The organism is Mycobacterium sp. (assembly GCF_049683935.1).
Classification (GTDB): Bacteria; Actinomycetota; Actinomycetes; order Mycobacteriales; family Mycobacteriaceae; genus Mycobacterium.
Genome location: NZ_JBAUJR010000497.1, coordinates 1 through 10,508, shown reverse-complemented (window position 1 = coordinate 10,508; position 10,508 = coordinate 1). Strand labels below are relative to the sequence as shown.

9 protein-coding genes and 1 pseudogene are annotated in these 10,508 nt (G+C 65.8%); 6 read left to right on the top strand and 4 right to left on the bottom strand.

All coding sequences use genetic code 11. The features are described from left to right. The 4 genes and pseudogenes from WA965_RS28440 to WA965_RS28425 all read left to right on the top strand — a co-directional run. A pseudogene (locus WA965_RS28440) lies at window positions 1-209 on the top strand (SHOCT domain-containing protein); the annotation flags it as partial. Between the two features lie 79 nt (window positions 210-288). Next, window positions 289-1,731: a basic amino acid/polyamine antiporter gene (locus WA965_RS28435; protein WP_526294067.1), complete on the top strand. Its 1,443-nt coding sequence runs from the start codon at window positions 289-291 to the stop codon at window positions 1,729-1,731. Between the two features lie 15 nt (window positions 1,732-1,746). Then, complete coding sequence (locus WA965_RS28430) at window positions 1,747-3,003, top strand: arginine deiminase (protein ID WP_526294066.1); 1,257 nt, start codon at window positions 1,747-1,749, stop codon at window positions 3,001-3,003. A gap of 67 nt (window positions 3,004-3,070) precedes the next feature. Then, window positions 3,071-3,922, top strand: coding sequence for a mycofactocin-coupled SDR family oxidoreductase (locus WA965_RS28425; RefSeq protein WP_526294065.1), 852 nt, complete (start codon window positions 3,071-3,073; stop codon window positions 3,920-3,922). Between the two features lie 2 nt (window positions 3,923-3,924). Here WA965_RS28425 and WA965_RS28420 read toward each other — a convergent pair whose 3' ends face one another. From WA965_RS28420 to ddaH, 4 genes are read right to left on the bottom strand one after another with little or no spacing between them, the layout of a single operon-like run. Further along, complete coding sequence (locus WA965_RS28420; RefSeq protein WP_526294064.1) at window positions 3,925-4,806, bottom strand: universal stress protein; 882 nt, start codon at window positions 4,804-4,806, stop codon at window positions 3,925-3,927. Continuing rightward, window positions 4,803-6,248 carry an amino acid permease gene (locus WA965_RS28415; protein WP_526294063.1) on the bottom strand — a complete coding sequence of 482 codons (1,446 nt, stop codon included), beginning with the start codon at window positions 6,246-6,248 and terminating at the stop codon, window positions 4,803-4,805. Before WA965_RS28415 ends, WA965_RS28420 begins: the two co-directional genes overlap by 4 nt. 36 nt (window positions 6,249-6,284) lie before the next feature. Continuing rightward, window positions 6,285-7,526: an ornithine--oxo-acid transaminase gene (gene rocD / locus WA965_RS28410; RefSeq protein WP_526448270.1), complete on the bottom strand. Its 1,242-nt coding sequence runs from the start codon at window positions 7,524-7,526 to the stop codon at window positions 6,285-6,287. 2 nt (window positions 7,527-7,528) lie between these two features. Continuing rightward, entirely contained in the window at window positions 7,529-8,389 is an 861-nt protein-coding gene (gene ddaH, locus WA965_RS28405; RefSeq protein ID WP_526294061.1) for a dimethylargininase, read from the bottom strand. 114 nt (window positions 8,390-8,503) lie between these two features. On the opposite strand from ddaH, the gene WA965_RS28400 reads away from it, so the two are divergent. Both WA965_RS28400 and WA965_RS28395 read left to right on the top strand, forming a co-directional pair. Continuing rightward, on the top strand, window positions 8,504-8,950 hold the full coding sequence (locus WA965_RS28400; protein ID WP_178358753.1) for an Rv2324 family transcriptional regulator: 447 nt from the start codon (window positions 8,504-8,506) through the stop codon (window positions 8,948-8,950). Between the two features lie 45 nt (window positions 8,951-8,995). Beyond that, window positions 8,996-10,171, top strand: coding sequence for an NAD(P)/FAD-dependent oxidoreductase (locus tag WA965_RS28395; RefSeq protein WP_526294060.1), 1,176 nt, complete (start codon window positions 8,996-8,998; stop codon window positions 10,169-10,171). Window positions 10,172-10,508 lie beyond the last annotated feature (337 nt).

Below are 10,508 nucleotides of genomic sequence, written 5' to 3'. Positions count from 1 at the left end.
TTGCCCGCCAACAGGTGCAGACCATCGTGCGGCACGCGGCCGCGCAGCAGGCGGCGCCCCCGCCGGTGCCCGCCGCGGCGTCGTACGTGCCGCCCACCGAACCGACGATCTCCGAACGTCTGCAGCGACTCGACACGCTACGGGCCACCGGCTCGATCTCCGAGACCGAGTACACCGCCAAGCGCCAGGAAATCATCTCCGAGATCTGATAACCAAGCAGCGATGCGGCCCAATTGGTAGCTTTCACCCAGGCTGGAGCGCGCCGACTCCGGCGACGGGAGGTCGGATGTGACTGCCACCGATGCGATCACCAAAGATCCGAAGGTCAGTCTGCCCACCCTGACCGCGATGGTCGTCGGTTCGATGATCGGCTCCGGGGTCTTCCTGCTACCCCGCCGGTTCGGAGTCGAGACCGGTGTCGTCGGTGCGATCATAGCCTGGACCATTGCCGGCAGTGGAATGCTGATGCTGGCGTTCGTCTTCCAGCGCCTCGCCAACCGCAAACCCGACTTGGACGCCGGTATCTACGCCTATGCCAAGGCAGGATTCGGCGACTATGTCGGCTTCAACTCGGCCTTCGGCTTCTGGGCCTCGGCGTGTGCGGGAAACACGTCCTACTGGGTCGTGATCATGACCACCACCAGTGCGCTGTTCCCCGCACTCGGCGCCGGCGACACGGTGGTGGCGGTACTGGCCTCGTCGGTCGGGGTGTGGTTGTTCTGCTACCTGATCCTGCGCGGCGTCAAAGAGGCGGCGGTGATCAACCGCATCGCGACGGTGGCAAAAGTGGTGCCGATCTTCGTATTCATCGTCATCGCAGCCATCGCGTTCAAGGCCGAGGTCTTCACCGACAACCTCTGGGGCGGCGACGGAAGCTACTCCTGGAACTCGGTTTTCGAGCAGGCCAAAGGCACCATGCTGATCACCGTGTTCGTGTTCCTCGGGATCGAGGGCGCCAGTGTCTACTCCCGGTTCGCCAGGAAGCGCGAAGACGTCGGCCGCGCCACCGTCATCGGGTTTCTCTCGGTGCTGAGCGTGTTCGCCCTGGTGACGTTGCTGTCCTACGGGGTGCTACCACAGCAGGAACTGGCGGCGGTCGACCAGCCGTCGATGGCCTCGGTGCTGGAATCCATTGTCGGACCTTGGGGATCGATCTTCATCCGGGTCGGCGTGGTGTTGTCGGTGCTGGGCGCGTACCTCGCCTGGACACTGATGGCCGCCGAAATCCTCTACATCCCGGCCAAAGCCGACGACATGCCGCGGTTCCTCGGACGTACCAACAACAACGGTGCGCCGGTCGCCGCACTGGTGCTGGCGGGCATCCTGATCCAGCTGCTCCTCGTGCTGCTGTTGTTCACCGCAGAGGCACTCGATTTCATGCTCGACCTGACCGCGGCCCTGTCGCTGATCCCGTATCTGCTGGCGGCCGCCTACGCGGTGAAGCTGACGGTGACCAGGGAAACCTACGAGAACGGCGGGGCCTGGAGGAGCGACGCCGTGGTCTCGGGCATCGCGACCTTCTACACCCTGTTCCTGATCTACGCGGCAGGACTGGACAAGCTGCTCCTGTCCTGCATTCTGTACGCAGCGGGTGCTGCGCTGTACGTCATCGCCCGCCGGGAACGCGGACTGCGGGTCTTCACCAGAGCTGAAGCGGTGTTGTTCGGCGTCATCGTCGTCGGGGCGGTGGCCGGCATCGTGTCGCTGGTCAACGGCGCCATCACGATCTAACGAGAGGATCGATCCATGACCACAGCCGCGGCGCCGTCCGCCTCCTACGGTGTGCACTCCGAGGTGGGCAAGCTGCAGAAGGTGCTGGTGTGCTCGCCAGGTCTGGCCCACGAGCGTCTCACCCCGACGAACTGCGACGACCTGCTCTTCGACGATGTGCTCTGGGTGCAGAACGCGCGGCGCGACCATTTCGACTTCATGGACAAGATGCGTGACCGCGACGTCGAGGTCGTCGAACTCCACAACGTGCTCACCGAGACGATGGAGAACGCCGAGGCGAAGGCGTGGCTGCTGGATCGCAAGATCGTGGCGAACGAGGTGGGACCCGGCCTGGTCGAGGACACCCGGGGCTTTCTGGAATCGCTCCCGCCGCGCCGGCTGACCGAGTTGCTGATCGGCGGGATGTCGATCCTGGATCTGCCGTCGGAGTTGGGCGCGGGATACCGGGCGCTGGCGCGGGAGGACAACGGCGTCACCGAGTACCTGATGCCCCCGCTGCCGAACACGCTCTACACCCGGGACACGACCTGCTGGATCTACGGCGGCCTGACCCTCAACCCGTTGTTCTGGCCGGCGCGCCACGACGAAACCCTTTTGATGAAGGCGATCTATGAGTTCCATCCCGACTTCGTCGGGTCCACGGTGTGGTGGGGTGATCCCGAGAAATCGTGGGGCCTGGCCACCATCGAGGGGGGCGACGTGCTCATCCCCGGCAACGGCGTGGTGCTGATCGGGATGAGCGAGCGCACGTCGCGACAGGCGATCACCCAGGTTGCGGCCGAACTGTTCGGCAGGGGTGCTGCCGACAAGGTGATCGTCGCCGGCATGCCCAAGCTGCGCGCCGCCATGCACCTGGACACCGTGTTCACCTTCGCCGACCGCGACGTCGTCACCATCTATCCCGAAATCGTCAACGGCATCGTGCCTTTCACACTCGTCCCCAGTGACACTGAGGTCGGCTTCGAGGTCATCGAGGAGACCAAGCCGTTCCTCGAAGTCGTCGCCGCGTCGCTGAACCTGCCCGCGCTGAGGGTGGTGGAAACAGGCGGCAACGCCTACGACTCCGAACGTCAGCAGTGGGACAGCGGCAACAACCTCGTCGCCGTCGAACCGGGGGTGGTTTTCGCCTACGACCGCAACACCCACACCAACTCCCTGCTGAGCAAGGCCGGTATCGAGGTGATCACCATCGTCGGTGCCGAACTCGGCCGCGGCCGCGGCGGCGGGCACTGCATGACGTGCCCGATCATCCGCGATCCACTGGATTGGTGAGTCTCTAGAACGTGTTCTAGTTCTGCTGTTAGCCTGACCTCGGCTCGAAGCAACGAAGGGAGCGGTCATGACAGCAGGTGCAGGCTTGGAGGGCCGCGTCGCGTTCATCACCGGGGCGGCGCGCGGACAGGGGCGCGCGCACGCTGTCCGACTGGCCAACGACGGCGCCGACATCATTGCGATCGACGTCTGCGGACCGGTCTCGCAGACCGTCACCTATCCGATGCCCACGGCCGAGGATCTGGCCGAAACGGTGCGGTTGGTCGAAGCCACCGGGCGCAAAGTGCTTGCCCGTGAGGTCGACATCCGTGATCTCGCCGCGCAGCAGCAGGTGGTGGCCGACGGCATCGAACAGTTCGGCCGACTCGACATCGTCGTCGCGAACGCCGGCATCCTCAGCTGGGGCCGGATGTTCGAGATGTCCGAGGAGCAGTGGGACAGCGTCATCGACGTGAACCTCAACGGCACATGGCGCACCATCCGAGCCGCTGTGCCGGCGATGATCGAGGCCGGCAACGGCGGCTCGATCATCATCGTCAGCTCGTCGGCGGGCACCAAGGCCACCCCGGGCAACGCCCACTACGCGGCCTCCAAGCACGGGCTGGTGGCGATCACCAACGCGTTGGCGATCGAGGCGGGGGAGTTCGGGATCCGGGTCAACTCGATCCACCCGTACTCGATCGACACGCCGATGGTTGAACCCGACGCCATGATGGAGATCTTCGGGAAGTACCCGGCCTTCCTGCACAGCTTTTCGCCGATGCCGTACCACCCCGTCAATCACCAGGGCAAGAAGGGCCTCAAGGAATTCATGACGCCCGAAGAGGTTTCGGACGTGGTGGCCTGGCTCGCGAGCGACGGGTCGGCGACGATCTCCGGTTCGCAGATCGCCGTCGATCGTGGGACCGCCAAGTACTGACCTCAGGCGGGTAGCACGAGCACCGGCACCGGGCTGTGCCGGATGATCTTGGCCCCGTGCGCCCCCAGGAACACCCCGGTGATGCGGCGCCGCGATGTCGTACCCAGAGCGAGCACGTCGCCGTCCTCCCACTCGGTGGCGTCCAGCGCCTGATCCCACCCGTTGCCCGTGATGACCTGCAGCTCAACGTCTTCGCCGACGATACCGTCGGACTTCAGCTTCGACGTGATCTCCCGCAGTTGGGCCGCCCAGGTCTCGAGGAGGGAGTCCTCGGCGTGCAGCCCCACCTGCGGTGGGAACATGGTGCGTCCCCGGATGGCGTAGCTGACGATGCGCAGCGGCACACCCAGATTGGTGGCGAGCTCTGTGACACGCTCGACCACCCGCACCGATTCCGGGGTGCCCGAGTAGGCGCAGGTTATCCGTTGCAACGCGCCGCTACGGGATCCGCGATAACCGCGTGGGCTCAAGGCGACAGGTACCGGCGACGCATGCAGCAGCCAGTCGGTGGTCGACCCAAGCACCACCTGCCCGAGCGCACCATTAGCCGACGAGCCGACGACCAGGACGTCGGCGTCGACGCGCTCGACCGCGTCCAGCAGGCCGTCACCCGCGGTGCGGCTGGCAATCTGGAGGAAATCGACGGTGATGCCCGCCGCCATGGTGTCCAGGTACTCCCGCGCCTCACGCTCCGAGTCCGAACCCAATTGCTGTGCGTAGGCCGCAAATTCGGCATCCACCCGGGCGGGGGACGGCGTCATCCAGGGTCGGGGCACAACAGCGACGACGGTGAGGGAGGTGTTGAGTGTTCGGGCCGCCTCGACGGCGAGGTTGAGTGGGGCGTGTCCGCACTTCCCGGCGAGGTAACCGGCCAGGACCGTCATCGCGGATTCACCACCCCGTCACTCAGCGCGCTGCGGTGTCGGCTCCAGAACACCCAGAAGATCAGGGCGACACCGACCCAGGCGCCGAACGCGATCCACGTGTACCAGTGCAGACCCCAGAGCACCACCAGGCAGGCCGCCACCGACAAGATGGGAGTGACGGGGTACAGCGGCACCTTGAAACCGCGCGGCAGATCGGGTTCGCGGACCCGTAGGACGATGACGCCGACGGAAACCGTGATGAACGCGACCAGTGTGCCGATGGACACCATGTCGAGCAGATATCCCAGCGGGACGAAGCCGGCCAGCAGCGAACACACCACTGCCACGATCACGGTGTTGTTGACCGGCGTCATGGTGCGGGGATTGACCTTGGCGAACATCGACGGGAGCAACCCGTCGCGACCCATGGCGAACAGGATTCGGGTCTGTCCGTACATCACCACCAGCGCCACCGAGAAGATGGAGATGACGGCTCCGGCTGCCAGAATCGTACCCGCCCAGAGGCTTCCGGTGATGTTGTCCAGGATCACCGCCAGGCCCGCGGTGGCCTGCTCTTCGGAACCGAACTCCTCGGTGGGCTGCGATCCGAGTGCGGCGAACGCCACCAGGACGTAGAAGCTGGTGACGATGACCAGCGCGGCCAGGATGGCGCGAGGCATGGTCTTCTGAGGGTTCTTCACCTCGTCACCCGCAGTGGAGATGGCGTCCAAACCGATGTAGGAGAAGAAGATCCCGCTCGCGGCCAGGGTGATCCCGGAGAAACCGGCATCCCAGAACCCGGCGAAGCGGTCGGAACTGTATGCGGTGAAGGCGATGACGACGAACAGCAGCAGTACGCCGAGCTTGATGACGACCATGATGGTGTTCACCAGCGCTGACTCACTGGCACCTCGGATCAGCAGCAGCGCGCACATGACGATCAGAACGACAGCTGGTAGGTTGACGAGGCCGGCCGCCTCGTCCCACGGGGCTGCCGAGAGCATCTGGGGGATCTGTACGCCGAACAGGTTGTCGAGCAACTTGTTCACGTAACCGCTCCAGCCGACCGCCACCGCGGAGATCGACACTCCGTATTCGAGCAGCAGACAGGCGCCGATGCCCATGGCGACGAACTCGCCGAGTGTGGTGTAGGCGTAGGAGTAGCTCGACCCGGACACCGGAACGGCAGAGGCCATCTCCGCGTAACAGATCGCCGACAGGCCCGCAGCGATACCGGCGATGATGAACGAGACGATCACCGCCGGTCCGGCTTCGGGCACCGCCTCGGACAGCACGAAGAAGATGCCGGTGCCGACGGTGGCGCCGACACCGAACATCGTCAACTGGAAGGTGCCGATGCTGCGTTTGAGGCCCTGGGAGGCGCCGTGGGCGACCGGTGCGTCGATCACCGGACGGCGCCTGAGCATCTGCTGGGTGAGGCCTAACGGCGGGGCAGTCATGGCGCCTCCTGGATCGTCGGCAGGACGGGTGTCGAACTAGTGTGAACCCGTTTCGGCCAGAACGTCGGCTAACCGGTCAACGGCCCAGTCGATCTCGTCGGCGGAGATCACCAGCGGCGGCGCGAACCGCAGCGTCGAACCGTGGGTGTCCTTCACCAGCACACCACGCTCGGCCAGCTTCAGGCTGATCTGCTTGCCGGTGCCGTGCACCGGGTCGATGTCGACGCCGGCCCACAGGCCCCGTCCGCGGACTGAGATCACCCCGCGGCCGATGAGCCCCCGCAACCGATCGTGCAGGTGATCGCCGAGTTCCGCTGAGCGGGATTGGAATTCGCCACGGGCCAGCATCTCGACCACGGTGCTTCCGATCGCAGCCGCCAGCGGGTTCCCGCCGAAGGTGGAACCGTGCTCGCCCGGGTGCAGCACCTCCAGGACCGCGCGATCGGCGACCACCGCCGACAGCGGCACGACGCCACCGCCGAGGGCCTTGCCCAACAGGTAGACGTCGGGCACGACACCCCAGTGGTCACACGCGAACGTCCGTCCGGTGCGCGCCAACCCGGACTGGATCTCGTCGGCGATCAGCAGCACGTTGCGTGCGGTGCACAGTGCGCGCACCTGCGGCAGGTAGTCGTCGGGCGGCACGATGATCCCCGCCTCACCCTGGATCGGCTCGATGAGCACCGCGACGGTGTTGTCGTCGATGGTGTCGGCCATCGCCTCGGCGTGCGGGTCGTCGGGACCGAAGGGCACCGAACGGAATCCCGGTGTGTACGGTCCGAAACCGCGGCGCGCCGTGTCGTCGTCGGAGAAGCTGATGATCGTCGTGGTCCGGCCGTGGAAGTTGTTGCGTGCGACCACGATGTTGCCCTGGTCGGCGGGAACCCCTTTGACGTCGTGGCCCCATTTGCGTGCGACCTTGATGCCGCTCTCGACAGCTTCGGCGCCGCTGTTCATCGGCAGCACCATGTCTTTGCCGCACAGTGCGGCGAGGGCGGCGCAGAACGGGGCGAGCCGGTCGGAGTGGAAGGCACGGCTCACCAGCGTCACGGTGTCCAACTGGGCGTGAGCGGTCGCTGTCACCTCCGGATTGCGGTGGCCGAAGTTGACCGCCGAGTACGCCGCCAGGCAATCGAGATAGCGGCGGCCCTCGACATCGGTGATCCAGGCACCTTCGGCGCCGGCCGCGACGACCGGCAGCGGCGAATAGTTGTGCGCGACATGGCGGTGATCGAGTTCGATCACCATGTCGGTTTCGGTCGTCATGTTCTCCAGCATGGTCACGGATGTACCTCCAGCGTGCAGCATTTGACCGATCCGCCACCCTTGAGGAGCTCCGAGAGGTCCACGCCGACAGGTCGGAAGCCGCGCTGGCGGAGTTGCTCGGCGAAACCGGTGGCGGCAGCCGGCAGGACGACATTGAGGCCGTCGGAGACGACGTTGAGGCCGAGGACGTAGGCGTCGGCGCTGGCCACCTCGATCGCATCGGGGAACAGCTCGATCAGCGCGGCGCGCGATCGCTCGGCGAACGCCGGTGGGTAGTAGGCGATCGTGGTGTCGTCGAGGACCGCGAGCGCGGTGTCGAGGTGATAGAAGCGGGGATCGACGAGTTCCAGGCCGATGACCGGCAATCCGAGATGTTCGGCGATCTCGTCGTGCGCACGACGGTCCGTGCGGAAACCGTGACCGGCCAGAATCGTCGAGCCGACCACCAACAGGTCGCCCTGACCTTCGTTGACGTGCCGGGTCTCGAACGGCAGATACCCGTTGCGGGACATCCACTCGGCGTGCGCGACGGACTCACCGGCGCGTTCGGCATGGGCGAAACGGGCGACCACGGCCCTGCCGTTGACGACCAGTCCGCCGTTGGCCGCGTAGACCATGTCCGGCAGACCTGCCACCGACTCGACCAGTTCGACGGTATGGCCGAGACCTGTGTAGGTCTGGCGCAACGCCTCCCACTGGGCCACGGCGCGGCCGGCGTCGACAGGGGTGGAGGTGTCCATCCACGGGTTGATGACGTATTCGACGGCGAAGAAGTTCGGGGCCGCCATGACGTACCGGCGGGGCCGGGCGGTCCGGGTGCGGGTGACATCGGTGGCGGGGGCCGCGAGGGCGCCGGCGACATCGGAGAACATCATAAAAGCAACGATATGGACTGTATCTGGCGCAATCAATCGCCAGCTGTTGCGTAATGATGCAGGATTCATTGCGTCAAGGCGTTACAGATGAACTTTTATTGCGCGGGAGGCGTCATGGACCGGCTCGACGAGACCGACGAACGCATTCTGGTCGAGCTGGCCGAGCACGCGCGGGCCACATTCGCCGAGATCGGACAGCGGGTGAACCTGTCGGCACCGGCGGTGAAGCGCCGCGTCGACAGGATGCTCGACACCGGGGTCATCCGGGGATTCACCACCGTGATCGACCGCAACGCGCTCGGCTGGACCACCGAGGCCTACGTCCAGGTGTACTGCCACGGCACCATCGCCCCTGACGAGCTGCGTGCCGCGTGGCAGGACATCCCCGAGGTGGTGAGTGCGGCCACGGTCACCGGCACGTCAGACGCGCTGCTGCACGTCCTGGCTCGCGATATGCGGCACCTCGAGGAGGCCCTGGAGCGGATCCGTGCCAGCGCCGACATCGAACGCAGCGAGAGCATCGTGGTGCTGTCGAATCTCATCGAGCGATCGCCGGGCTGACGGGGTGGCGTACATCGACCCGACGCGATCGTGTAGAACACCCAAGTGACCACTTCAGGAGGCGTCGTGATCGTCGGCGGCGGGCTGGCCGCCGCCCGAACCGCCGAACAACTGCGTCGTTCCGAGTTCGCCGGCACCATCACGATCGTCAGCGACGAAGGCCACCTGCCGTACGATCGGCCGCCGCTGTCGAAGGAAGTGCTGCGCTCCGAGACCGACGACGTGACGCTCAAACCGGCTGAGTTCTACGCCGAGAACAACATCACGATGCTGCTGGGAAACGGCGCGAGTTCGGTCGATACTGCCGCCCAGATTGTGACCCTGGCGGACGGCACAGAGCTGAGCTACGACGAGCTGATCATTGCGACGGGTCTTGTGCCTCGGCGCATTTCGTCTTTCCCCGATCTTGCGGGCATCCATGTGCTCCGCAACGTCGACGAGAGCCTCGCGTTGCGCCGGGAGGCGGAATCCGCGCGGCGCGCCGTTGTGGTGGGCGCGGGGTTCATCGGGTGTGAGGTGGCCGCGAGCCTGCGCAAGCTGGGCGTGGACGTGGTGCTGGTGGAGCCCCAGCCGTCGCCGTTGGCGTCGGTCCTGGGACAGACGATCGGTGACCTGGTAACACGACTGCACCGGGCCGAGGGCGTCGACGTCCGCTGCGGCGTCGGTGTTGCGGAGGTCGGCGGCGACGGTCGGGTGCAGAGCGTCACCCTGGGCGACGGTACGGAACTGGAAGCCGACCTCGTGATCGTCGGTATCGGTTCCCGCCCCGCCACCGGCTGGCTCGACGGCAGCGGCCTCGAGATCGACAACGGCGTGGTGTGCGACGACGCCGGCCGCGCGAGCGCACCCCACGTCTGGGCCATCGGCGATGTCGCCTCCTGGCGTGACGTCGTCAAAGGTCAAGTGCGCGTTGAGCATTGGAGCAATGTCGCCGATCAGGCGAGGGTTCTGGTGCCGTCGATGCTCGGTAACGACGCGCCTGCCGCGGTCTCGGTGCCGTACTTCTGGAGCGACCAGTACGACGTCAAGATCCAGTGCCTGGGTGAGCCCGAGGCCACCGACACCGTGCATGTCGTCGAGGATGACGGCCGCAAGTTCCTGGCCTACTACGAGCGCGATGGTGTGGTGGTCGGTGTCGTCGGTGGCGGGATGCCGGGCAAGGTCATGAAGGCCCGGTCGAAGATCGCCGCTGGTGCGCCGATCTCCGACGTCCTGGGGTAGCGCTTCTCTTCGGAATTCTGGACCGCGTGTGGGGCCGCGGTGCGCTTTGGCCCGGGCCAACGCCAATTTGAGTTCCAGATCATCGTCGCCCCCGTGGGCACCCCGTCGGGACCGATCCTTATCCACAACCCTTCAGTAGTGGCCTCGGTTATCCACAACTTGGCGTCCTGCCCGGAAGTATGAGTCGGTGAGGTTGGGTAGAATCGAACATATGTGGCGCTCCACGGGTTTTCGTGGGTGCTTTTCCGCTGTTCAGCGGTGGTTTTTGGTGTGAGAGTGCGGTGTTCGGCGTGTCCGTGATGAGGTGAGGGACGCGCACGCGGTGGGCCTCTAGATT